Origin of the sequence: Streptomyces sp. NPDC088194 (assembly GCF_040702025.1) — a bacterium.
Classification (GTDB): Bacteria; Actinomycetota; Actinomycetes; order Streptomycetales; family Streptomycetaceae; genus Actinacidiphila.
In genome coordinates this window covers 1-24,661 of record NZ_JBFBIV010000089.1, presented here as the reverse complement: position 1 = coordinate 24,661, position 24,661 = coordinate 1, and the positions used below count along the sequence as shown (strand labels likewise).

19 protein-coding genes are annotated in these 24,661 nt (G+C 72.4%); 15 read left to right on the top strand and 4 right to left on the bottom strand.

Annotation, left to right across the window (positions count from 1 at the left end):
* Positions 1–6: 6 nt before the first annotated feature.
* Positions 7–990 (bottom strand): deoxyribose-phosphate aldolase, encoded by a 984-nt coding sequence (gene deoC / locus AB0399_RS33085; protein ID WP_328468411.1) that lies wholly within the window; start codon positions 988–990, stop codon positions 7–9.
* Positions 991–1,879: 889 nt separating this feature from the next.
* Here deoC and AB0399_RS33080 point away from each other — a divergent pair.
* The 11 genes from AB0399_RS33080 (at position 1,880) to AB0399_RS33030 (ending at position 16,853) form a co-directional block, all read left to right on the top strand.
* A complete protein-coding gene (locus AB0399_RS33080; RefSeq protein ID WP_329365522.1) occupies positions 1,880–2,554 on the top strand; it encodes a PH domain-containing protein in 675 nt (224 codons plus the stop codon).
* Positions 2,555–2,790: 236 nt separating this feature from the next.
* Positions 2,791–3,183, top strand: a complete 393-nt coding sequence (locus AB0399_RS33075; RefSeq protein WP_366413825.1) for a DUF1508 domain-containing protein — start codon at positions 2,791–2,793, stop codon at positions 3,181–3,183.
* A 127-nt stretch (positions 3,184–3,310) separates the two neighbouring features.
* Positions 3,311–4,330 carry a phosphate ABC transporter permease subunit PstC gene (pstC, locus tag AB0399_RS33070; RefSeq protein WP_366413824.1) on the top strand — a complete coding sequence of 340 codons (1,020 nt, stop codon included), beginning with the start codon at positions 3,311–3,313 and terminating at the stop codon, positions 4,328–4,330.
* 90 nt (positions 4,331–4,420) lie between these two features.
* A complete protein-coding gene (gene pstA, locus AB0399_RS33065; RefSeq protein WP_366413823.1) occupies positions 4,421–5,932 on the top strand; it encodes a phosphate ABC transporter permease PstA in 1,512 nt (503 codons plus the stop codon).
* Positions 5,929–7,626, top strand: a complete 1,698-nt coding sequence (locus AB0399_RS33060; protein ID WP_366413822.1) for a phosphate ABC transporter substrate-binding protein PstS — start codon at positions 5,929–5,931, stop codon at positions 7,624–7,626. Before pstA ends, AB0399_RS33060 begins: the two co-directional genes overlap by 4 nt.
* Complete coding sequence (locus AB0399_RS33055) at positions 7,623–10,118, top strand: hypothetical protein (protein WP_366413821.1); 2,496 nt, start codon at positions 7,623–7,625, stop codon at positions 10,116–10,118. Before AB0399_RS33060 ends, AB0399_RS33055 begins: the two co-directional genes overlap by 4 nt.
* Before the next feature lie 269 nt (positions 10,119–10,387).
* Entirely contained in the window at positions 10,388–11,491 is a 1,104-nt protein-coding gene (locus AB0399_RS33050) for a substrate-binding domain-containing protein (RefSeq protein ID WP_329365514.1), read from the top strand.
* Between the two features lie 85 nt (positions 11,492–11,576).
* Positions 11,577–12,704: a hypothetical protein gene (locus tag AB0399_RS33045; RefSeq protein ID WP_366413820.1), complete on the top strand. Its 1,128-nt coding sequence runs from the start codon at positions 11,577–11,579 to the stop codon at positions 12,702–12,704.
* 114 nt (positions 12,705–12,818) lie between these two features.
* Positions 12,819–14,306: a hypothetical protein gene (locus tag AB0399_RS33040; RefSeq protein WP_366413819.1), complete on the top strand. Its 1,488-nt coding sequence runs from the start codon at positions 12,819–12,821 to the stop codon at positions 14,304–14,306.
* A 532-nt stretch (positions 14,307–14,838) separates the two neighbouring features.
* Entirely contained in the window at positions 14,839–15,789 is a 951-nt protein-coding gene (locus AB0399_RS33035; RefSeq protein WP_366413818.1) for a class E sortase, read from the top strand.
* Between the two features lie 95 nt (positions 15,790–15,884).
* Complete coding sequence (locus AB0399_RS33030) at positions 15,885–16,853, top strand: phosphate ABC transporter ATP-binding protein (RefSeq protein WP_366413817.1); 969 nt, start codon at positions 15,885–15,887, stop codon at positions 16,851–16,853.
* A 58-nt stretch (positions 16,854–16,911) separates the two neighbouring features.
* Here the strand turns inward: AB0399_RS33030 and AB0399_RS33025 are convergent, their stop codons facing one another.
* The 3 genes from AB0399_RS33025 to AB0399_RS33015 all read right to left on the bottom strand — a co-directional run bounded on the left by AB0399_RS33025 (position 16,912) and on the right by AB0399_RS33015 (position 20,143).
* Positions 16,912–18,594, bottom strand: a complete 1,683-nt coding sequence (locus tag AB0399_RS33025) for a phospho-sugar mutase (RefSeq protein ID WP_366413816.1) — start codon at positions 18,592–18,594, stop codon at positions 16,912–16,914.
* Between the two features lie 117 nt (positions 18,595–18,711).
* Positions 18,712–19,521, bottom strand: coding sequence for a purine-nucleoside phosphorylase (locus tag AB0399_RS33020; protein ID WP_328468437.1), 810 nt, complete (start codon positions 19,519–19,521; stop codon positions 18,712–18,714).
* A 184-nt stretch (positions 19,522–19,705) separates the two neighbouring features.
* A complete protein-coding gene (locus AB0399_RS33015; protein ID WP_328468439.1) occupies positions 19,706–20,143 on the bottom strand; it encodes a gamma-glutamylcyclotransferase in 438 nt (145 codons plus the stop codon).
* Between the two features lie 339 nt (positions 20,144–20,482).
* Between AB0399_RS33015 and AB0399_RS33010 the strand changes: the two genes are divergently transcribed.
* The 4 genes from AB0399_RS33010 (at position 20,483) to AB0399_RS32995 (ending at position 24,655) form a co-directional block, all read left to right on the top strand.
* A complete protein-coding gene (locus tag AB0399_RS33010; protein ID WP_329365503.1) occupies positions 20,483–21,931 on the top strand; it encodes an NAD(P)H-quinone dehydrogenase in 1,449 nt (482 codons plus the stop codon).
* Between the two features lie 131 nt (positions 21,932–22,062).
* Complete coding sequence (locus tag AB0399_RS33005; protein ID WP_329365501.1) at positions 22,063–22,392, top strand: hypothetical protein; 330 nt, start codon at positions 22,063–22,065, stop codon at positions 22,390–22,392.
* Positions 22,392–23,900, top strand: a complete 1,509-nt coding sequence (locus tag AB0399_RS33000) for a C2 family cysteine protease (protein ID WP_366413815.1) — start codon at positions 22,392–22,394, stop codon at positions 23,898–23,900. Before AB0399_RS33005 ends, AB0399_RS33000 begins: the two co-directional genes overlap by 1 nt.
* A gap of 257 nt (positions 23,901–24,157) precedes the next feature.
* Entirely contained in the window at positions 24,158–24,655 is a 498-nt protein-coding gene (locus AB0399_RS32995; RefSeq protein WP_366413814.1) for a hypothetical protein, read from the top strand.
* The last annotated feature ends 6 nt before the right edge of the window (positions 24,656–24,661 follow it).

The window sequence follows — 24,661 nt, the reverse complement described above, 5'->3', positions numbered from 1 at the left end:
GAGGGATCAGTCCACCGTGACGTAGTCGGGACCGGAGTACCGGCCGGTGCTGAGCTTCTGCCGCTGCATCAGCAGGTCGTTGAGGAGGCTGGAGGCGCCGAACCGGAACCACTCCGGCGACAGCCAGTCGTCGCCGAGGGTCTCGTTCACCATCACCAGGTACTTCACCGCGTCCTTCGCGGTACGGATGCCGCCGGCCGGCTTCACCCCGACCTGGACGCCGGTGGCCCGGCGGAAGTCGCGGACCGCCTCCAGCATCACCAGGGTGTTCGGCGGAGTGGCGTTCACCCCGACCTTGCCGGTGGAGGTCTTGATGAAGTCCGCGCCCGCCAGCATCGCCAGCCACGAGCAGCGGCGGATGTTGTCGTACGTGGACAGCTCGCCGTTCTCGAAGATCACCTTCAGGTGGGCGCGGGTGCCGTCGGCGCGGACGCAGGCCGCCTTCACCGCCTGGATCTCCTCGAACACGTCCAGGTAGCGGCCGGACAGGAACGCGCCGCGGTCGATCACCATGTCGATCTCGTCCGCGCCCGCGGCGACCGCCTCCGCGGTGTCGGCGAGCTTCACGCTGCGCGCGGCGCGGCCGGAGGGGAAGGCGGTGGCCACGGCGGCCACGTGCACCTCCGGGCCGCCCGCCGCGGCCAGCGCGTCCTTCGCGACGCCGACCATGTCGCCGTAGACGCAGATCGCCGCGACCCGCGGGGCGGTGCGGTCGGTCGGGTCGGGCCGCACGCCCTTCGCGCACAGGGCGCGGACCTTTCCGGCGGTGTCCGCGCCTTCCAGGGTGGTCAGGTCGATCATCGAGATCGCCAGGTCGATCGCGTACGCCTTCGCGGTCGTCTTGATCGAACGCGTACCCAGGGCTGCCGCCCGCGCTTCCAGGCCGACGGCGTCCACGCCGGGCAGGCCGTGCAGGTAGCTGCGCAGGGCCTGGGGGGAGGAGGTCACGCCGTGCAGGTCTGAAGGGGGCGGGAGAACTTCGGAGGACATGGTCACCACATCACCATATCTACGCGCGTAACCTCCCCGCCAGTCCCTGCGGGCGGCCGGGCGGGACCGAAGGTCCCTGACCGTGCCGGCCGGATGCCGGACCTTCGGTGGGGTGGTGGGGGTCCGGCTGTTGTGGGTGGTGCTGCGGGATTGCGGATCTTCTGTGGGGTGGGGGGTCCGGCTGTTGTGGGTGGTGCTGCGGGATTGCGGATCTTCTGCGGGGTGGGGGGATTCGGGCTGTTGTGGGTGGGTGCTGCGGGATTGCGGATCTTCGGTGGGGTGGTGGGGGTCCGGCTGTTGCGGGTGGTGCTGCGGGATCGCGGGTCTTCGGTGGGGTGGTGGGGGTCCGGCTGTTATGGGTGGTGTTGCGGGATTGCGGACCTTCTGTGGGGTGGGGGGATTCAGGCTGTTGTGGGTGGTGTTGCGGGATTGTGGATCTTCTGTGGGGTGGGGGGATTCAGGCTGTTGTGGGTGGATCTTCTGCGGGGTGGGTGGGATGCCGCTGAGGGTGCGTGGTGCTGTGGTGTGCCGGACCTTCGGCCGGTGGGTCGCCGGTCGCGCAGTTCCTCCCCCAGGGCTTCGCCTGGGTGGTGCCCAGCGCCCCTGGCAATGCCGCGGGTCCCCCCGGGGCAAGCACGTGGGAAGCCGCACTTACCCAGGGGCGCGGGGAACTGCGCGACCGGCCACGACCCTGCCCGACTGTGGACGCGGTGAGCAACCACCCCAAAGGGGCGCGGGGAACTGCGCTCCCCCAGCGCTTCGCCTGGGCGGTACCCCCATCCGCCCACCACTCAGGGGTGGTCCCTGAGCCGACAGAACGGGGCAGTCCGGGGGGTCAGGCTCGCTCGGTTCGCACGGGGGGTGGGGGGATCAGGCAGAATCGGAACTTATGACGAGTCCCAAGAACGACCGCTCGGGGACGGCCACCGCCGGAGACGGGCAGCCGAAGTACGCCGACCGGGCCTACCGGTCCGTCGCCGGAGTCGTCGGCGGTGTGCTGCTCCTCGTACTCGCCGGCTGGCTCGGCGGCGACGCGGTCGCGCGCGGCACCGGCCACACCCCGTGGCTGGCGCTGGCCGCCCTGCTCTGCGCGGTGCCGCTGATCATCGCGTTCAGCCTCCGCCCGGTGGTCTACGCGAACGACGACCGGGTCCGGGTGCGCAACCCGTTCCGTACCATCACGGTCCCGTGGTCCGGCGTGGACAGCATCCGCTCCGCGTACTCGACCGAGCTGCTGGCCGGCGGCCGCAAGTTCCAGATGTGGGCGATCCCGGTGTCGGTGCGGGCCCGCAAGAGCGCCGCCCGGCAGACCGCCCGGGCGCAGTCCGGCGACCCCCGTGAGTCGGTCGGTGTGATGCCGCGCCGCCACCCCGGCCAGCCCGGCGCCGACGGCACCTTCCGCGCGCCCTCCGACCGCGCGGTGAACGAGCTGCGCGAGCTGGCCGACCGGCACCCGGTGAAGGACGACGAGCGCCCGAACCCGGTGATCCGCTGGTGCTACGAGATCATCGCGCCCTCGGTGGCCGGCGCGGTCGTGCTGATCGTCCTCGCCGTCATCGGCTGACGTCCGGCCGCCCCGGGAAGGCGAGGCGCCCCCGGCCGGAAAGCCCCTACCGTGCGGTCCTTACGGTCCGTGAACGAGGGGCAACTTCGCGGTGAAGTATCCCGCGGTGATCCTGTGAAGCCCCACTGAGTCAACCTTTCGCAAATACATTGCCGGTGCCGTGCGCGGTGCTGCGTGCGGCCCGTGCCGTGCGTGAGGTGCAGGGGCGGGGGGAGCCGACAGGGGCGGGTGGGGCGATGACCGGCGACAGCCGGGAATTCGGGGTCGGTGGCATCGGAACCCGGTGCCGGATCGACATCGACGAGGACGGTCGGTACGCGTGGCGGCTGACCGCCAGCAACGGGCGGGTGATCGCGCACGGCGCCACCAGCCATCCGGACGACCGGGCGTGCCGGGCGGCGTTCGAGGCGCTGTGCGAGCAGGCCGCGCTGCTCACCGGCAGCGTGCAGCACGCGGCGGAGTCCAGCGGCTGGGTCTGGCGATTAAGGGACCGTGACGGGCACCTGCGGGCGGTGTCCGCGCGGGCGTACGAGCGCCACTCCACCTGCCAGGCCGCGTACGACCGGTTCCGGGTGCTGCTGGTCGGCCTGGGCGCCGTCGACTCCGTGCCGTGGGGCGACGTGCACTGAGCCGCCCGGCGGGGCGGGGCGGCGGCCGGCCGGGGTTGAACGCGGGTGAACGGAAGTTGCCCCTACGGGTGCTGTCGTTCACACATCCGTGCGGGCCCGGCCATGGCACACCGTGAGCGTTCGTGCGGTGACGATACGAACGCAGGCTCGACCGGCCGGGCCGGACGGCGCCGAGGACCGGGCCCGCCGGCTGCACGCCGACTCCGGCCTGCCCGACCGGCTGTTCCGGGGCGTCGCCCGCGGCGGCGGCGGGCTGGTGCTCGCGGTGATGCTGCTCGTCGGCGGCTTCCTGCTGTACCGGGCCTGGCAGGCGCTGCGCCGGGCCGGCTTCAGCTTCCTGACCACCGCCGCGTGGGACCCGGACGCCGGCCACTTCGGGATCGCCGCGGTGCTCACCGGCACCGTGCTGATCGCCGCGGTGGCCGTGGCGATCTCGGTGCCGCTGGCGATCGGCACCGCGCTGTACATCGCCGAGTACGCGCCGGCCCGGCTGCGCCGCACCCTGGTCAGCGTGGTCGACCTGATGGCGGCGGTGCCGTCGGTGGTCTACGGACTGTGGGGGCTGTTCTTCCTTCAGGGCAAGGTGATCGGCCTGTCCCGGTGGCTGTCGACGTACCTCGGCTGGTTCCCGCTGTTCAAGGTCGACGGCGCCGACCCGCACGACCCGCTGGCCACCGCCACCGTCTACACCGCGTCCACGTTCATCGCGGGGATCGTGGTGGCGATGATGGTGACGCCGATCATCTGCTCGGTGATCCGCGAGGTCTTCTCGCAGGCCCCGGTCGGCGAGCGCGAGGGCGCGTACGCGCTGGGCGCCACCCGCTGGGGGATGATCCGCTCGGTGGTCCTGCCGTTCGGCACCGGCGGCATGATCGGCGGCACCATGCTCGGCCTCGGCCGCGCGCTGGGCGAGACGATCGGCGTCTACCTGGTGATCTCCCCGGTGTTCGCGATCCAGCCGCACATCCTGCAGAGCGGCACCAGTTCGGTGTCGTCACTGATCGCGCTGCGGTACGGCGAGGCGAGCCCGTTCGGGATGTCCGCGCTGATGGCCGCGGGGCTCGCGCTGTTCCTCATGACGCTGGTGGTCAACTTCGCCGCGTCCTCGATCGTCGCCCGCAGCCGTTCCGGTGCCACCGCCGAGTAGCCGGCCGCGCGGTCCGGCCCGCCCGGCCGGCCGCGCCATCCGGCACGCGAGCAAGCCGAACGACCGGCGCCGTCAGGAGAGGCAATCCGCATGACCACGGACATCACCAACGCCGCCACCGAGGCGGCGCCCGGCCCGCCCGGCGCCCTGCCGCCGGACCTCGCCGCGCCGCCCGCGGCCACCACCACCCTGCCGGGCCCGGCCGGGCCGGCCGCCGAACGGCGCCGCTCCACCAGCACGGTGCGCCGGACCGACGTGTTCTCCGCGGTCGGTGCCGCGGCCGCGTCGCTCGCCCTGACCTGGCTGTTCTTCACCCGCCTCGCGCCGTTCAGCGGCGGCCTCGGCTTCGTGGTGTGCGCGTACGCGCTGTTCCTCGCGCTGTACGCGCTGCTGGTGTCGTACGACGAGGACGGTCCCACGGTGCGCGACCGGATCGCGTCGGCGATCGTGCACAGCCTGGCCGTCCTCCTGCTGGTCGCGCTGGGCTTCGTGCTCGTCTACACGCTGTGGTCCGGCCGCGAGGCGCTGCCGCACCTGAACTTCTTCACCCAGGACATGCGCGAGGCCGGGCCGCTGGACCCGCTGAGCGTCGGCGGTATCCGGCACGCGATCGTCGGCACGCTGATCCAGATCGCCATCGGCCTGGTGCTCACCGTGCCGGCCGGCCTGCTGTGCGCGGTGTTCCTCAACGAGGTGCCCGGCCGCTACGCGCGCTTCGTGCGGACCGTGGTCGAGGCGATGACCGCGCTGCCGTCCATCGTGGCCGGCCTGTTCGTCTACGCCACCGCCATCCTGGCGGTCGGCCTGGACAAGTCCGGCTTCGCGGCGGCGCTGGCGATCTCGGTGATGATGCTGCCGATCATCATCCGGGCGTCCGACGTGGTGATCCGGCTGGTGCCGGGCACCCTGCGGGAGGCGTCGTACGCGCTGGGGGCGCCGCGCTGGCGCACGGTGTGGCACGTGGTGCTGCCGACGGCCCGGTCCGGGCTGACCACCGCGGTGATCCTGGGCACCGCCCGCGGCGTCGGCGAGACGTCCCCGGTGCTGCTCACCGCGGGGTTCACCGCGGTCACCAACTACCAGCCGTTCCACAACCCGATGGTGTCGCTGCCGCTGGCCGCCTTCGAGTTCGTGCAGTCGCCGCAGCCGGCGATGATCGCCCGCGGCTTCGGCACCGCGTCGGTGCTGGTGGTGCTGGTGCTCGCGCTGTTCGTGGCGGCCCGGGTCGTCGGCGGGCGCGGACCGGGCGAGTTGACCCGGCGCGGCACCCACCGGCGGGTGGTCGCGTCCCGGCGCGACCAGGAGCGGTTCGCCCGGCGGGCGGCGCGGAGCGCGGGCGGACGGGCGGAAGCGGGCGAGGTGCGGACCGAGGCGCTGTGGCGGAGCGCGCGGGCCGGCTCCGCCGCGCCCGCCGTTCGCGCCGCCCCGGGCGACCCGGGTGAACCCGGCGCCTCCACGGCACCTGGCGCCTCCTCCGTGCCGACCGTTCCAGCCGCGCCCGGCGGCCCGGACACCCCACGTCCCTCCGACACACCAGCCACCACCGATCAGGACCAGGAACACCCCGACCAGGGCACCGCACAGGGAGTTGACGGATCGTGAGAAGGATTCGGGCGGCGGCAGCGGCTCTCGCGCTGCTGATCTGCTCGCTGCTGGTCCTCGGACAGGGCCCGACCGCCTCGGCGGCCACCTACGCGCGGATCAGCGGCGCGGGCTCCACCTGGAGCCAGAACGCCATCGACCAGTGGCGCCGCAACGTCACGCAGTACGGCATGACCATCGACTACGCCGGCACCGGCTCCTCCGACGGGCGCCAGCAGTTCCGCAACGGCACCGTCGACTTCGGGGTGTCCGAGATCCCGTACGGGATGACCGAGTTCGGGGTCCGCGAGGCCCCGCCGACCCGCGGCTACGCCTACATGCCGATCGTGGCCGGCGGCACCGCGTTCATGTACAACCTGCAGATCGGCGGGAAGCGGGTCACCAACCTGCGGCTGAGCGGCGACACCGTCAGCAAGATCTTCACCGGGAAGATCACCAACTGGTCGGACCGGCAGATCGCCGCCGACAACCCCGGCCTGACCCTGCCCAGCCGCAAGATCATCCCCGTGGTCCGCTCCGACGGCTCCGGCACCACCGCCCAGTTCACGCTGTGGATGTCCAAGGAGCACGGCGCCGTCTGGAACGACTACTGCCGGCGCGTCGACAAGCCGGTGCCCTGCGGCCTGACGTCGTACTTCCCGACGGTCCCCGGCTCCGGCTTCATCTCGCAGTCCGGGTCGCTCGGGGTCTCCGGCTACACCCGGCAGAACTACGCCGACGGCGCCATCACCTACGTCGAGTACTCCTACGCGGTGACCACCGGCTTCCCGGTCGCCAAGATCGAGAACGCGGACGGGTACTACACCGAGCCGACCGCCTCCAACGTCGCGGTCGCGCTGACCCAGGCGCAGATCAACGACAACAAGAGCTCGTCGCAGTACCTGACGCAGATCCTCGACAACGTCTACCACTACAAGGACGCGCGCACGTATCCGCTGTCCAGCTACAGCTACATGATCCTGCCGACGAAGGTGGAGGACGGCCTCACCACCGACAAGGGCAGGACGCTGGGCGCGTTCGGCTACTACTTCCTGTGCGAGGGCCAGCGGCAGGCCGAGCCGCTGGGCTTCTCCCCGCTGCCGATCAACCTGGTGCAGGCCGGCTTCGACCAGCTCAGACGGATTCCCGGGGTCGAGGTCCAGAACATCAACCTCAAGGGCTGCGACAACCCGACCTTCTCCACCAACGGCACCAACACCCTGGCGAGGAACGCGCCGTTCCCCAAGTCCTGCGACAAGGCCGGGCCGACGCAGTGCTCCGACGGCACCGGCGGTGCGAGCAAGACCAGGACGCCGGTGAAGTCGTCCGCGTCGGGCGGCAACTCCACGGCCGGCTCCGGCTCGGGCGGCGGCGCGAACAGCGGTGGCACCGGCAGCAGTTCGGGGACCGCCTCGGGAAGCACCGCGGGGGCGGGCCCGGCGGGCGGCACCTCGGGCGGGGGCACCGCGACCACCACGGCCGGCGGCACCTCCGGCGGCGTCGACCCCGACACCGGCCAGGCGATCGGCGACGCCGGCGGCTCCGGCGACGGCGGCCAGGACATCGCCGCATCGACCGTGCCGGTGGGCGCCGACTCGTTCTGGGGCCTGCGGACCTGGCTGATGGGCCTGTCCGCGCTGCTGCTGCTCCTCGTCGTGATCGCCCCGCCGGCCGTCGCCCGCCGGCTCACCGCCAGAGCGGGAGGGCGCAAATGACCGCGCGCGACACCCGACCCCGGGCGAACCGGGGGCTGTTCGTACGCCTCGGCGGGCTGGGGTGCGCCCTGCTCGCCGCCGTCGGCCTGGTGCTGCTGCCGCTGCCGGCGGCCGGCACGGCGCACGCGGACGACACCGGCAGCGGGTCCGCCGTGACGAAGTCCGGTACGAAGGGCACCTGGGACGACTTCACCTCTCTGAAGGTGACCGTCGAGCAGACCAGGGAACTGCGCGGCCAGGGCCTGAAGGTCAACTGGACCGGCGGCGCCCCGACCGCCATGGCCGACTCCAGCAGGTACGGCTACAACTTCCTCCAGATCATGCAGTGCTGGGGTGACTCGCCGGACGGACCCACCCGCGAGCAGTGCGAGATGGGGACGCCGTCCGGCGGCATCGGCCCGTCCCAGACGGCCAGGCGCGAGGTCGGCTTCACGGTCGGCACCGGGCGGTACGACCCGCAGGAGACGACGTACACCAGCGGGCAGCAGACCCTGCCCTTCCAGCCGGTGAAGGGCGCCGCCACCACCAACATGAACACGTACTTCAGCACGTTGACCAGCAACGAGCAGGACTACGCGCCCACCGGGGCCGACGGCACCGGCTCGGTCGTCTTCAGCCTGACCGACGCGGACTACCTCGGCTGCGGGCAGGTGCTCAAGGACGGCGTGCCGCCCGAGCCGTGCTGGCTGGTGGTGGTTCCCCGCGGCACCCACGAGCCCGACGGCTCCACCCCTGACCTCGGCGACGGCGGCCTGGTCACCTCGCCCCTGTCGGCGACGAACTGGGCCCAGCGGATCGTCTTCCGGCTGGACTTCGCACCGGTCGGGGCCTACTGCCCGATCGGGCAGAAGGAGCGGATGACCACCGGGTCCGAGCTGGCCGACGAGGCGATCACCTCGTGGCAGCCGACGATGTGCACCGAGGACAAGATCACCTTCGGCTACGAGTTGCAGAGCGACGATGTCGGCCGCGGCCAGATCGCCCACCCGAGCGACGGCTCGGCGGGACTGGCCTTCATGGAGTCGCCGATCTCGCCGCCGCCGGACGGCCCGGCGATCGTGTACGCGCCGGTGGCGGTCTCCGGCCTGGTGATCAGCTACAACGTCGAGGTCGCGGGGTCGACCAAGATGGTGCCGAGAATCCGGCTGGATGCCCGGCTGGTCGCCAAGATGCTGACCCTTTCCTACCAGTGGGACGTGCCGGGGCCGGACATCCCGCGCGGAAAACTGTCGGCGCAAAACGCGGAGGGTCTTTCCAAGGACCCGGAGTTCCTGAAACTCAATCCGGATCTCGGGAACGACCCGGGTTCCAGCCAGATCGAGGGTATCGCGCTCCCGCAGAGCTCCGGCGACTTCACCGCGGAACTATGGCGCTGGCTGCGTTCCGACCCGGACGCGAAGAGTTTCCTGGCGGGAAAGCCGGACCCCTGGGGAATGACGATCAATCCCTATTTCCTCTCGTTGAAACCGGCCACGTCCGCCATCGCGGACTACCCGAGGCCCGATCCGACGTCGTACACGCCGTCCGCCCAGTACCCGAACCTGCTGATCGACAGCACCGCGACCAATCCGTACAACGCCGACCTGCACGGCGACGCGACCAGGGTGCTGTCCGCGGCGCAGCCCGGCGCGACGGGCGCGGACCTCACCGCCCAGCCGCCGAAGCTCCAGACCGGTATGTCCCTGCCGGGGAAGTTCTTCTCCTTCGGTGTGACCGACGCGGCCACCGCCTCCCGCTACCGGCTCGGCGTGGCCGAACTGCTCAACCCCGCCGGCCAGTGGGTCTCCCCGACCACCGACGCCCTGACCAAGGCGGTGGCGGGCTGGAAGGCCGGTTCCACCAAGGGTGTGCTGGACGCGGACCCGGGGCTGAAGACGCCGGGCGCCTACCCGCTGGCCACGGTCACCTACGCGGCCGCATCCGTCGGCCAGGACGTCGCCGCGCGCAAGGACTACGCCACCATGCTGCGGTACGTCGCCGGCCCCGGACAGACCACCGGCATCGGTCCCGGCCTGCTCCCGCCCGGCTACGCGCCGCTGCCGGCCGCACTGCGCGACCAGACGCTCACCGCCGCGTCCGAACTGGTCACCGGTGTGGTGCCCCCCTCGTCCGGCGGCTCAGGCGGTGGTTCCGACGGCGCGTCGGGCGGCGGTTCGGGGCTCTCGGGCGGGTCCGGCGGCGGACCGGGCGGCGGCACCGGTACGGCCGGCGCGACGGCGGGCGGCACCGCGGGCGCCACGCCCTCGTCCTCGCACTCCGCGTCCCCGGCCGCGCTGAAGAACGGCTCCGGCGGTCCCTCGAACGGCACACCCGTGGCCAAGACCGGCATCACCCCGGGCGCGGTGCTCGGCGCGGTGCGCTGGGTGCTGCTGATCGTGCTGATCGCGGGCATCGCCGCCTCGCTCGGCGGACCGCTGCTGATGCGCGCGGGCGGCATACGCGGCGCGGGCCGCTCCCTGATACCGGCGCGCTTCCGGCGGAGCACGGCGTGAGCGGGCCGCCGTCCGCCGGCGGGAACGCCCGCCCGCCGCGGGACCTGCGCGCCCCGTGGAAGGAAAATCGAGATTACTTCTGCCGCCCTTCTGTTCACTTTACCGGGGCTTTTGATTTGGTTGCCGCGCGGAGATGAAGTGGGCAGAGTATTCGGTGTCCGGCCCGGCCGGATGTTCCAGGGAATAGCGCACTGCCCAGGGAACGGGGAATTGCGTGGTTCCCGGCACGTCACACCTGAAATTCCATCCGCCTCATACGGAGGAAGCAAGTGAACGTGAAACTCGCCAAGCGGGCGGCGATCGCCGCGGGCGTCGCCGCACTGAGCTTCGGACTGGCCATGCCCACCGCGCAGGCCGACCCGGGCAGCGACCCTGTCACCGGCAGCAACTTCCGTGAGCTCGTCGGCGTCGGTTCCGACACCACGCAGGACGTGCTCAACGGTCTGGCCAACGAGGTCCAGGACCCGGACCTCGACCCGGCGTCGCTGTTGATCGCCTCCTACGACGCGGTCGACCCCGCCACCGGCGCGGTGCACGGCAACATCACCACCCGGGCCGGACACTCCCCGGTGCAGCGGCCGAACGGCTCCGGCGAGGGCGTCAACGGCCTCGCTGCCGACATCACCGCCGGCACCAACAACTTCGACTTCGCGCGTTCCTCCAGCGCGCCCAGCCACCCCGCCTCCGACGGCATCAGCGGCACCTGGGTTCCGTTCGCCCTGGACGCGGTCACCGTGGCGGTCTCCGGCACCAGCACCCTGCCGGCGAACTTCACCACGCAGCAGCTCACCCGCGCCTACAACTGCCAGGACCCGGCGACCGGCAACCCGCTGGCGGCCGGTCAGTTCCCCGTGATCGGCGGCGTGACCGTCCACCCGCTGGTGCCGCAGGCCGGCTCCGGCACCCGGAAGTTCTGGGCGGCCACCCTCGGCTTCAACGCCACCACCCTGCCCTCCTGCGTCAAGGACACCGACAAGGACGGTGTCTCGGTCGAGGAGCACGACGGCAGCTCGCTGAAGCGCACCGTCGCCGCCGACGGCGCCGAGGACATCGCCCCGTTCTCCATCGCCCAGTACATCGCGCAGAGCAACAGCGCGGTGACCGGGGTGCGCAACCGCATCCACGGCGCGCAACTGCGCTCGATCGACAACGTCGCCCCCGTCGTCAGCAGCAAGTTGAACACCTCGTTCCCGATCCACCGCGACGTCTACAACGTGTTCCAGACCTCCCGGCTGACCGAGCCGGACATCGCGCAGGCCTTCGTCGGCCCGAACTCCGATGTCTGCGCCAGTACCGACGTCATCCAGGAGTACGGCTTCGGCACCCTCACCGACTGCGGCAGCACCAGCGTGACCGGCGCGCTGATCCTCTGACCTGACCCGTCGTACCACTGCCGGGGCCGGGCACCCGTTGGGGGGTGCCCGGCCACCCCTCGGACCTCCAGGGAGAAGACCACCGATGAACCGAAGACTGTACGGCGCGCTGGTCGGCGCGCTGACCGTGCTCCTGGGCGCCGGCGCCGCGCTCACCACGAGCGGCACCGCGAGCGCGCGGACCGCGACCCGGGCCGCGACGGCCGGGCCGAAGGTCACCCTCACCGCCCGCGGTGACAGCCTCACCGACAGCTCGCCGTTCAGTTCCGTCTCGGTCGCCCGGGCCTGCCCGGCCGGCTACCAGGACAACCTCGCCGTGTACCTCGTGGTGCCCGACGGCCGCGAATCCGCGCTCGCGGCCAACCTCACCGACGGCGCCCCGTACAGCGGCGACGCCGTCACCACTCGGCCGCCCGCGCAGTCGGGCCCCGGCGTCCTGGTGCGGTCGATCGCCTCCGCCTTCCAGACCGTGCACGTGCCCGTGGCCGACGGCGTCTACCCGATCCACGTGGTGTGCGGCAACGCCGACCACGCGGACTTCCCCGACCGGCCGTCGGCCACCGGCTTCGTCCGGATCACCGGCAGCACCTTCGCCGTCGACGACCTGCCCGCGCCGGTCGAGACCACGCTGCGGCTGTCCGGCGATCCGGCGGGCCACGTCCAGGCCGGCAGCCCCTTCACGCTGACCGCGCACGTCGGCCCGAAGGCGAGCGGCACGGTCCGGTTCACCACCGACAACACCACCCCGATCGGCGATCCGGTGCCGGTGGTGGACGGCACCGCGCGCGTCACCGCGCCGGCCAACGCCACCGCCGCGGTACGCCGTTACGTCGCCACCTTCGTGCCGTCCGACCCGATCGGCTACGCGCAGGACGTGGCGGTCTTCTCGTACTCCTTCACCTCGGCGCCCGGCATCCAGGTCACCGACGCGGACGGCGACCCGCTCGGCGGCACCCCGCGCCTGGTGCCCGGCAGGCACATCGAGGTCTCCGCGCAGGGCTTCCTGCCCGCCGCGCAGGAGCAGGTCGACCCGCGCGTCAGCGGCGCGCTCGCGCTCTTCCCCGCGGTCACCACCGACACGGCCGGCTCGGTGAGCGGCTACGACCTCCAGGTGCCGTGGCTGATCGCCGACGGCACCCACACGCTGACCCTCCAGGGCAGGACCAGCCACCTCTCGGTCACCTTCACCTTCACCACGAAGTGGCGGTCATGACGGGCTGACCCGCACGAACCGCACCACTGGCCGGGCACCCCACAGGTGCCCGGCTGCCGCCGTGGACACGGCGGCACCGCACCGCCGACCGCACCCCCGAGGGGACGAGGAGAGATGAAACGAAGAATGCACGCCGCAGTGCTGAGCGTGCTCGCACTGATCCTGGGCACCGGAGCGCTGGTGTTCACCACATCGGGGGCCGCGCACGCGGACATCAACGGCACCGTGACCCTCACGCCGAGCGGCGGCACCGTCACCGACAAGCCCTTCGTCACCGGGCTGTCGCTGTCGGCGGGTTGCCCGGCGCCCTACCAGGACGCGCTGCGGGTCTCGCTGATCACGCCGGACGGCCTGACGAAGGCCCTGCTGGTCGTCAAGGACGGCGCCCCGTACACGAGCGTGCCGGCGGAAGTGACCCTGCCGGCCACCGCGCCCACGGGTGACGCCTACGTCTCCATCAGCACCGCGCTGCGGACGGTCGCCGACGGCACCTACCCGCTCACCGTGGAGTGCGGTCTCGCCACCCCGGCCACCGACCAGGCGCTGCGGACGTACACCATGGCCATCGAGATCACCGGGCAGAACTGGGCGGTGAAGCAGACCGCGCCGGCCACGCAGACCACGGTCACCCTCACCGAGAGCCCGGTCGGCCACGCCCAGGTGAACAACAAGGTCACCCTCACCGCGAAGGTCCAGCCGGCTGACGCGGCGGGGCGGGTCCAGTTCCTGCGGGACGGCACCAGCCAGATCGCGACCGCCACCGTGGCCGACGGCACGGCGACGGCGCAGCTCCCGGCGCTGGCCAACCCGGCGCTGGTGCCGCTCGGGGCGATCTTCGTGCCGGACGACAACACGAAGTACACGCAGAGCTCCACGACGGTGAGTTACGCGATCGTCGACGAGCCCGACGTGACGGTGCTCGACGACACCGGCAACGCGCTGAGCGACACGCCGAACCTGAAGGGCGGCCAGAAGATCGCGGTGACGGCCACCGGGTTCCTGCCGGCGCCGTCCGGCAGTTCGGGGGAGAGCGTGGACCTCACGCTGGACGGTGCCGCGGCGACGCCCGCCACCGCGCCCGCCGACAGTGCCGGCGCCGTCGACAACCTCGCCTACACGCTGCCGGGTTCCGTTGCCGACGGCAGTCACAAGCTGACGCTCACCGGGCACACCAGCGGCATCGCGGTGGACTTCCCGTTCACCGTCGGCGCGGCGGCGAGCACCAGCGGTACGACCGCGGGGGACACGTCGGGTGACACCTCGGGGGACTCGTCCGGCAGCACGGCCGGTGACACCTCCGGGGACTCCTCGGGCGCCACGGCCGGGGACACCTCCGGGGACACCTCCGGTGAAACGTCCGGCGCTTCGGGCAGCGACTCCGGTGGGGACTCCGGTGGCGACATCGGCGGCGGGTCCGGCGACAGCGGTGGTACCAGCGGCGGCACCTCCGGCGGCGGCGGAACGCTCGCGGCCACCGGCGCCACCGGGGTCCTCCCGCTGACCGGGCTCGCCCTGGTGCTCGCCGCGGGCGGCGGCTACGCCGTCCACCGGGTGCGCCGCAACGGCAAGTTGCTCAGCTTCGGCCCGAGCCCGAGGGACTGACCCACCCAGCCGGGCCGGCGCGGCGCGATCCGGGGCGACCCGGTCCGAGCCCCGCCGACCCGGCGGGTCAGGTCCCCACTTGCCGTACCCGGCACGGCGATCAGCCCGCGCTACGGGTCCCCGCGCGCCGTCGACCGTCGGCGTGACCTTCCAACCACCGCACCCCTGATCCGGCGGGTCGGGGCCCCAAGTGCCCTGGCCCGCATGGCGATCAGCCCGTCTTACGAAGTTTCCGCGCGCCGTCGACCGTCGCCGTGACCTTCCAACCACCGCACGCCTGACCTGGCGGGTCGGGGCCCCAAGTGCCCTGGCCCGCATGGCGATCAGCCCGTCTTACGAAGTTTCCGCGCGCCGTCGACCGTCGGCGTGACTCTCCAACCACCGCACCCCTGACCCGGCGGGGCGGGTCCCCAAGTGCCCTGGCCCGCTCGGCGATCAGCTCGCCTTACGAAGTTTCCACGCGCCGCCGACCGCCGACACGCCCCCCAACCACCGCACCCCACCGCCCGATCCGCATCGAAGGAGCGCACCCGTGGCCGTCGTCTCACCGTCGCAGCCTCAGGCCGGGCCGCCGTACCCGCCGTCGCGATCGCGGGCGGAGCCGGCGCCGGAGCCGCCGTCCGGCAGGGGCGGCGGCGGCCGGCCGGACCCGTGGCTCGCGATCCCGGGCGCGGCGCTGACCGTCCTGGCCGCGCTGCTGCTCGGCTTCGCCGCGAACCTCACGGTGCTCGGCCACATCGAGCACGCCCGCGCCCAGCAGACCGGATACGACCGGCTGCGCGCCGAACTCGCCCTGGGTACCGCCCCGGTGGGACCGAAGGACGCGCGCGGCAAGGAGGTGCGCGACGGCGCCCCGGTCGCGGTGCTGCACATCCCTGCCATCGGCCTGCGCGAAGTCGTCTTCCAGGGCACCACCTCCGGCGTGCTGATGTCGGGGCCGGGCCACCTGCGCAACACCCCCATGCCCGGCCAGGCCGGCACCAGCACGATCATGGGACGGCAGTGGGGCTACGGCAGCCCCTTCAACCACCTCGCCCGGCTGCACGCCGGCGACCCGATCACTGTCACCACCGGCCAGGGCCACGCGCGGTACAAAGTGACCGACGTACGCCGGGCCGGCGACCCCACTCCGCCCCAACTGACCTCGGGCGGTGGACGGTTGACGCTGGTCACCGCGACCGGTGGGCTCTACACGCCGCACGGGGTGCTGCGGGTCGACGCCGACCTGGTCGGCACCGCGCAGCCCGCACCGGCGACCGGCGGCGCCGTCTCCTCGGCCGAACTGCCGCTGTCCGGCGACCCGTCGGCGTGGCTGCCGGTCCTGCTGTGGCTCCAGGCGCTGCTGCTCGCCACGGTCGTGGTGAGCTGGGCGCACCGCCGCTGGGGCAGCTGGCAGAGCTGGATCACCGGGGTGCCGGTGCTCACCGCCCTGGTCATCGCGCTGTCGGGCGCGGCCACCGAACTGCTGCCCAACCTGCTGTGACCCGCCCTGTCGTGACCCGCCTTGCCGTGACCCGCCCGGGCCGGGCGCGGTCCGCGCCGCCCGCACACCGCTCCGTCTGAGGGGATCGCCACTCGATGTCAGCCACCGACAAGACCGTTCCGCTGCCGCCCGTACCGGCGTCGCCCGCGCCACCCGTATCGCCCGCGTCGCCCGCGTCGTCGGCGGCGGGACCTGCGGGACCTGGGGGACCTGCGGGGACGGCCACCGGCAGCGCGCCGTTCGCCGGCGCGGCCGTGCTCGCGCCGCCGCCGTCCGGGGCGGGTTCGCGCTCCGCCACGCTGGAGGCCCGCGACGTGTCCGCCTGGTTCGGCGACCACAAGGTCCTCGACCAGGTCTCGCTCACCATGCCCGCGCAGCGCGTCACCGCGCTGATCGGCCCGTCCGGCTGCGGCAAGTCCACCTTCCTGCGCATCCTCAACCGGATGCACGAACTGGTCGGCACCGCCGCACTGGCCGGCCAGGTGCTGCTGGACGGCCAGGACATCTACGACCGGGGCCGCCGGATCACGCACGCCCGCCGCGAGATCGGCATGGTCTTCCAGAAGCCCAACCCCTTCCCGGCGATGTCGATCTACGACAACGTGCTCGCCGGGCTGCGGATGAACGGGGTCAAGGCCGACCGCTCCGCGCGGGACGCCCTGGTCGAGGAGTGCCTGACCAAGGCCGGGCTGTGGCGCGAGGTCGCCGACCGGCTGCGGCAGCCGGGCGGCGCGCTGTCCGGCGGGCAGCAGCAACGCCTGTGCATCGCCCGCGCGTTGGCGGTGCGCCCCCGGGTGCTGCTGATGGACGAGCCGTGCTCCGCACTCGACCCGACCTCCACCCGGCGGATCGAGCAGACCATCGGCGAGCTGTCCGACGAGGTGACGATCGTGATCGTCACCCACAACATGCAGCAGGCCGCCCGGGTTTCCCACCAGTGCGCGTTCTTCCTCGCCGAACAGGGCACCCCCGGGGCGGTGGTGGAGCACGGCCCCACCGACGCGATGTTCAACCACCCCCAGGACCCGCGCACTTCGGACTACGTCCAGGGCCGCTTCGGCTGAGGCGAGAGCCCGACGCCAGGTTCCGACGCCAGGCCCTGACGCAGGGCGACCGCGGCGCTCAGATGCCGGCCGCGGTCGCCAGGTCGCGCTTGAGGGCGGCGAGCAACTCGGCCGCGGCGGCGCGGGCCTGGGGCAGGGCCGATGGCTCGGGCACCGGCACCACCGCTTCGAGGTAGCACTTGAGCTTGGGCTCGGTCCCGCTGGGCCGGACCACGACACGGGCGCCGTCGACCCCGGGCCCGGCCAGGCGGTAGCGCAGGCCGTCGGTGGGCGGCAACTCCGCGGAACCGGCGGCGAGGTCGTCGACCCCGGTGACGGCGAGGTCGGCCAGCTCGGTCGGGGGGTGCGCCCGCAGGCGTTCCATGGCCGCGCCGATCAGCGACAGGTCGGCGACCCGGGCCGAGAGCTGGTCGGTGGCGTGCAGCCCGTGGGTGAGGGCGAGTTCGTCGAGCAGGTCGCCGAGCGTGCGGGAGTCCCGCTTGAGGTCGGCGGCGAGTTCGGCGATGAGCAGCGCGGCGGTGATGCCGTCCTTGTCACGGACCCCCGCCGGGTCGACGCAGTAGCCGAGCGCTTCCTCGTAGCCGTACCGCAGGCCCGGCACGCGGGAGATCCACTTGAAGCCGGTGAGGGTGTCGGCGTAGCCGAGGCCGGCGCGGGCGGCGATCTTCGACAGCAGCGAGGAGGAGACGATGCTCGCCGCGAAGGTGTCCCGGCCGGGGACGGCGGCGCCGCGCCGGACCAGGTGGACGGCGAGCAGCGCGCCCAGCTCGTCGCCGCGCAGCATCCGCCAGCCGCCGGGGGCGGCCGGGTCGGGTACGGCCACGGCGCAGCGGTCCGCGTCGGGGTCGTTGGCGATCACCAGGTCGGGGCGGTGCGCGCGGGCGGTCTCGAAGGCGAGGTCCATCGCCCCGGGTTCCTCGGGGTTCGGGAACGCCACGGTGGGGAAGTCCGGGTCGGGTTCGGCCTGCGACGGCACCACGGCGGGCGCGGGGAACCCGGCCCGGTCGAACGCGGCGAGCAGCGTCCGCAGGCCCACTCCGTGCAGCGGCGTGTAGACCGTCGACACCTCGCGCGGGCCGTCCGGGGCGACCACGCCCACCGCGCGGTCCAGGTACGCCGCCACGACGTCCTCGCCGAGCACCGTCCAGCCGTCCTCGGGCGTCGGTACGGTCTTCAGCGGGCCGACCGCCGCGATCCGCTCGGCGATCTGCGCGTCCGCGGGCGGCACGATCTGCGAGCCGTCGCCCAGGTAGACCTTGTAGCCGTTGTCCTGCGGCGGGTTGTGGCTCGCGGTCACCATCACCCCGGCGGCCGCGCCGAGGTGGCGGATCGCGAACGCCAGGACGGGGGTGGGCAGCGGGCGTGGCAGCACCGCCGCGGCCAGGCCCGCGCCGGTCATCACGGCGGCCGTGTCCCGCGCGAAGCGTTCCGACTTGTGCCGGGCGTCGTACCCGATCACCACGAGGCCGGGGCCCTGGTCCGCCGGGCGGGTGTCCTGTACGTACGCGGCCAGGCCCGCCGCCGCGCGCATCACCACAACGCGGTTCATCCGCATCGGGCCGCCGCCCATCGCGCCGCGCAGCCCGGCGGTGCCGAACTCCAGGGTGCCCCGGAAGCGGTCCGCGAGGTCCGCCCGGGCGTCCTCGTCCCCGCCGTCCGCGGCCCGTACGAGGGCTTCGAGTTCCGCCCGGGTGTCGGGGTCGGGGTCCTCAGCGATCCACTGCGTGGGCTCGAACCGCACGTCGGTCCTCCTTTGTCCGTTCGTCTGCCCTCGATCGCCGGGCGGGCCCGCTCGTGCTCGGGCCGGTCCGCCTCTTTGCCCTCAATCGCCGGGCGGCTTGGTTCTTGCTCGGGTGGGTCAGAGTCGGCCCAGGACCTGGTGGAGGAGGGCGCCCATGCGGGCGGCGGAGACCCGGCCGGCTTCGAGGACCTCCTCGTGGTTGAGGGGCGCCCCGGTCATCCCGGCCGCGAGGTTGGTGACGAGGGAGATCCCGAGGACCTCGGCCCCCGCCTCGCGCGCGGCGATCGCCTCCAGGGCGGTGGACATCCCCACGAGGTCACCCCCTATCGCGCGGACCATGCCGATCTCCGCGGGGGTCTCGTAGTGCGGGCCGGGCAACTGGACGTAGACACCCTCTTCGAGGGAGGGGTCGACCTCCTGGCACAGCGCCCGCAGCCGCGGCGAGTAGAGGTCGGTGAGATCGACGAAGCGCGGCCCGCGCAGCGGGGAGGTGGCCGTCATGTTGATGTGGTCGCTGATCAGGACGGGCTGGCCGGGCCGGTACCCGGGGCGGAGCCCTCCGCAGCCGTTGGTGAGCACGATCGTCTTGCAGCCGGCCGCGACCGCGGTACGGACGCCGTGCACGACGCTGTCCACGCCGCGCCCTTCGTACAGGTGGGTGCGGCCGAGGAAGACGAGGGCGCGCACCTCGCCGATCCGTACCGAGCGGACCTGCCCGGAGTGCCCGGCGACCACGGGCGCCGGGAACCCGGGCAGATCGGTGATCGGTACCTCGTGGTCGTGGGTGCCGAGTTCGTCGGCGGCGGGCACCCAGCCCGAGCCCATGACGAGGGCCACGTCGTGCGTGTCGGCGCCGGTCAGCTCGCGGAGGCGGGCAGCGGCGGCATCGGCCGCGGCGTAGGGATCGGGTTCTGCGGAAGCGTTCACGCGGATGAGCGTAACCCGTGTTTCCCTACGCGCGTAGACGCCGCAGAAACATGACGTTCGGAAATCGGATCTTCCGACAATTGACGACCGGGGTGGGCTCGGCCACCCGGGTGGCCGGAGTGCGGCGGCCCGGTGCGGTGGACGGCGCGTGGACGGCGCGTGGACGGCGGCTCCGCGGGGTGCCTCAGCAGGGCCGCTTGCGCAGTTCCATCACGTAGTCGTACGGCGCGCCGGCGGACTCGGCGGCGTCCGCGAGCTCGCCGAGGTAGCGGGCGGAGGGCAGGCCGCCCTCGTAGTCGTTGAGGACGTACAGCCAGGCCGCCTCGTCGCCGTCGAGGGTGTGTACGCGCAGGGTCGTCCGCCGGTAGATGCCCAGCGGTACGCCCTCCCACCGGTCCATGGACTCCTCGTCGACCTCGGCGATGTCGTACAACCCGATGAACACCTGGTGGCCCGGCGCCTCCACGACCGTGGCCAGCGCGCCCTCCCAGCCCATCTGCTCGCCGCCGAAGGTCAGCCGCCACCCGTCGAGCCACCCGGTGCCGCGCAGCGGGGAGTGCGGGGCGCGGCGCGTCATCAGCCGCGCGTCGAGGTTGCTTCCGTAGGCGGCGTAGAGCGACATGGTCACGAGAGTACGGGAGCGGGGTTCGCGCGGCGTAAGGAGCGGACGCGGCGTCCGTGTGCGATCCGGGGGGCGGGCGGCTGCGCCGGGCCTTCGCCGGTGCCCGCGGCGCGACCTGCGACGTCGCTCGGGAGGTGGTCCGCGAGGTGGGCCGCGAAGCCGCCGCGAGCCCGCCCGCGGGGCCGCCCGTTTTCGTACGGCGGCGGGGAGGGGGCGGGCCGGGGGCGGGCGCCCGTCGTGGCGCCGTCGCGGTGTCGTCGCGGTGTCGCGCGCCCGTACCACTGCCCCGCCGCCGTACGGGCAGGACCCTGGCGGCGAGCGCTTGGCACGTGCGGGACAATGGGGTACGTGACTCGGATCGTGATCATCGGTGGCGGACCCGGCGGCTACGAAGCCGCGCTCGTAGCGGCGCAGCTCGGCGCGGAGGTGACCGTCGTGGACACCGACGGCTTGGGCGGGGCGTCGGTGCTGACCGACTGCGTGCCGTCCAAGACCCTCATCGCCACGGCCGAGGTGATGACGACCTTCGACTCCTCGTACGAGGAGCTGGGCATCATCGTCGCCGACGACACGCCGCCGCTGGACCGTTCGGCCCGGGTGGTCGGGGTGGACCTCGGCAAGGTGAACCGCCGGGTGAAGCGGCTCGCGCTCGCCCAGTCGCACGACATCACCGCCGCCGTGACCCGGGCCGGCGCCCGGGTGATGCGCGGCCGGGGCCGGCTGGAGGGCTGCCCGACCGCCGAGGGCACCCGCTGTGTCGTGGTCGAGGCCGCCGACGGCAGCAGCGAGCGGCTGACCGCCGAGGCGGTGCTGATCGCGACCGGGGCCCGCCCGCGCGAGCTGGAGGACGCGCTGCCCGACGGCGAGCGCATCCTGAACTGGACCCAGGTCTACAACCTCGACGAGCTGCCGGAAGAGCTGATCGTGGTCGGTTCCGGCGTCACCGGCGCGGAGTTCGCGGGCGCCTACCAGGCGCTCGGCTCCCGGGTCACGCTGGTCTCCTCCCGCGACCGGGTGCTGCCGGGCGAGGACCCGGACGCCGCCGCCGTCCTGGAGGACGTCTTCCGCCGCCGCGGCATGAACGTGATGGCCCGCTCCCGCGCGCAGTCCGTGAAGAGGGTCGGCGACCGGGTCGAGGTGGCACTCTCCGACGGCCGGATGATCAGCGGCACGCACTGCCTGATGGCGGTCGGCGCGATCCCCAACACCGGCGGGATGGGCCTGGAGGAGACCGGCGTCAAGCTCACCGACTCCGGGCACATCAAGACGGACAAGGTCTCCCGCACCAGCGCCCCCGGCGTCTACGCGGCCGGCGACGTCACCGGCATCTTCGCGCTCGCCTCGGTCGCCGCGATGCAGGGGCGGATCGCGATGTACCACTTCCTCGGCGACGCGGTGGCCCCGCTCAACCTCAAGACCGTCTCCTCCAACGTCTTCACCGACCCGGAGATCGCCACCGTCGGCTACACCCAGGCGGACATCGACGCCAAGCGGATCGAGGCGAACGTCGTCAAGCTGCCGCTGCTGCGCAACCCGCGGGCGAAGATGCAGGGGGTCCGCGACGGCTTCGTCAAACTCCTCTGCCGCCCCGGCACCGGCATCGTGGTCGGCGGCGTCGTGGTCGCGCCCAAGGCGAGCGAGCTGATCCACCCCATCTCGATCGCCGTCGACAACAGCCTCACCGTCGAGCAGATCGCCAACGCCTTCACCGTCTACCCCTCCCTCTCCGGCTCCATCGCGGAGGTCGCCCGCCAGCTCCACACCCGCAAGACCGGCCACGGCGGCTGAAGTCCCCCTCACCCGGCGTCACATGCCGATCACGGCTGTCCCGATCCCGTAACACCCGCCCCCGACCGCTCTCTTGCCGCGCTTCCGCGCCCCTACGGTGACACCACATGGCGAACACCGGGGGGTAACGCATGGGGCAGAAGCAGGAAGATCCGGGCGAGACACCCGAGCAACTGAAGCAACGCGCCACCGACTTGCGGGACTGCGCGCGTACCGCCCGCAAGCTCGCGGGATCGATGGGTCCCTACCTGGACAACGCGGTGGGCCAGGCCAAGGCCGGGATCTGGCACGGGCCGTACGCCACGAGCACCACCTCGATGCTCGTGGCGCGCAAGACCACACTCCACCGGATGGCGTCGGACCTCGTCGCCGACGCGTCCCGCTGGGAGACCGAGGCGCAGGCGCTCGACGACCAGGCCGCGGCGAAGAAGAAGCAGCAGTCCGCGAAGGGGGGCGGCTGATGGGGTTCGCGGGATTCGACACCGAGAAGATCGGCACGCTGGCCGGCGGCCTGGAGAAGGCGAGCCAGGGCGCGGGCCCCCTGCACCGGCAGGTCGCCATGGTCCTGACCCGCGCCAACGGCCTCCTCAACGGCAGCAAACCGGTCACCACCAGCGCCTTGCTCCAGCCGCTCGTCGGCGACCTGATGGGCGGTCTCTTCTTCGGCGGTTACCGCTGCATGCCGGGCACCCTGACCGGTGAACTCGACGACACCCAGGCGTCGATGAAGCGCCGCTGCGCCCAACTCGGGGGTGTGCAGAAGCTCGTCGACGACGGATACGACGTCGACCCGTCGCTCTACTTCGACGACGAGAAGCCGCCGGACCAGAAGAAGATCAACACCGCGCTGACCGACCTCGCCGAGCTCAACGGCAAGAACGCCGGTGACACCGACGGCCGTTCCGACCTGGAACGGATCAAGGGCGACCTCGACGGCCTCACCCCGACCGAGCTCGACGCGTTCCTCGACAAGGTCCCGGCGGGTGACCTGGCCCACTTCAACGACGTGGCCACCCACACCGGCAACAGCGGCATCTGGCCCTTCCAGCACTCCAACGGCCTTCCCTCGGGCGAGTACCGCGACTTCACCAGTTCCCTGCTGAAGAAGGCGGGCCCCACGCACTGGCCCAAGATCGAGGCGGCCTTCCCGGTCCAGCCGGGCTTCGACACGACGGACGCGTGGCTCGAGGGCCAGAACTCCCAGCAGGAACAGGGCGTTCACGGCATGCACTACGGCACGCCGCAGGACCCGCTGTTCAAGACGCCTGGGACGGTCGATGCGTCCCAGGTCAGCCAGGGCAGATTCGGTGACTGCTGGTACATCGCTTCGCTCTCCGCCACGGCGCAACGTGATCCGAAGTTCATTGCCGAGGGGATCAAGCAGAACGCCAACGGCACCGTCAACGTACGGATCTGGGACAAGAACGGCAAAGTCCACTGGGTGACGGTGACTCCTGACCTGCCCATGGACAAGGACGGCAATCTCGTTTCTGCCCGGTCGACCGGCGAGACCTGGCCCGCTTACTACGAAAAGGCATTCGCCCTGATGTACGCGGGCGACACGGGCGGTGCCCCGGACGACCACCAGGGCGACCCGCTGTACGACCGGGCCGAGCAGGGCGATTACGGCGCGACCGAGTGGGACTTCAACCAGAAGGCGCCCCCCTACGTCACCGGTAACGACTCGAAGAAGATCGACTCCGACGTGCCGTCCATCCGCAAGTCGTTCCAGTCCGGGCACCCGGTGATCGTGAGTACGGGGTCCAGCGCTGACCAGGAAACCAAGGGCCAGCAGATCTGGGGCGATACCTTCTCGACCCGGCACGTCTACTACGTGAAGGGATTCACGAAGAGCGGCGACATCGTGCTGGGGAACCCTTGGGGGCCGGACTGGCCCGAGATCACCGCCACACCGGAGCAGTACAAGGAGTTCTTCGGTGATCCCGAAGCGCTGTCGATGCCCTCATGAGGCCGGCGGTCAGGCGGGACCGGCGGGGGTGGGCGGCGGTCTGCGGGGTGCTCGGAGCCCTGGGGTTGGGTGCCGTCGGGTGCGGGGCCTCCTGGAGCGGCCAGGCCGGCCCGACTCCGCATGCGCCGTCCACCGTGTCGTCGGCCCGCACCTCGGTCACCCCGGACCCAGGGCCGGTCTGTGTCGGTGACCTGAGTCCGGTCGGCGGGCTGCACATCCTGCGCGGGGGAGGGGCGGCCCTGCCGGGCGGTCGGTGGGTGACGTACGCGTCGGCGGCCGCGGACGGCAAGAGCCGTACCGCGGTGCTGACCCAGGGCGGTCGCAAGACCACCGTGGCTCCGCGGCAGAAGGTCACCCTCGGCGGTGGCGTCTACGTCGTCGCTCAGATCTGCACCTACCGGGTGGTCCTCACCGCGCCCGGCAAGAACCTCACGGAGCAGGAGAAGGACATGGCCAGGTGGCCGAGCATCGACAACGGCCGCTGGACGCTGCGCTGGCACGTTCCCGACACCGGCCCGGACATGAGCGTGGTCGCCGACAACTTCGCCGAAAGTCCTCCGAGTTGCTCGATCGGCGTGGCTTCCAAGGGACAGTACCTCGCCTCGTATCGCGATCTCCTGGTCGGTGACACGGTCGAGATCGACGGTCGGCGCTGGCAGGTGGCGTCCATCGATGCCGGGAACATGGACGTCGCCATCGACTCCCCGGACTTCGCACCCGGCCGGGTGCGGCTCAGGGAACTCGGAGACGCGTAGGGCGAG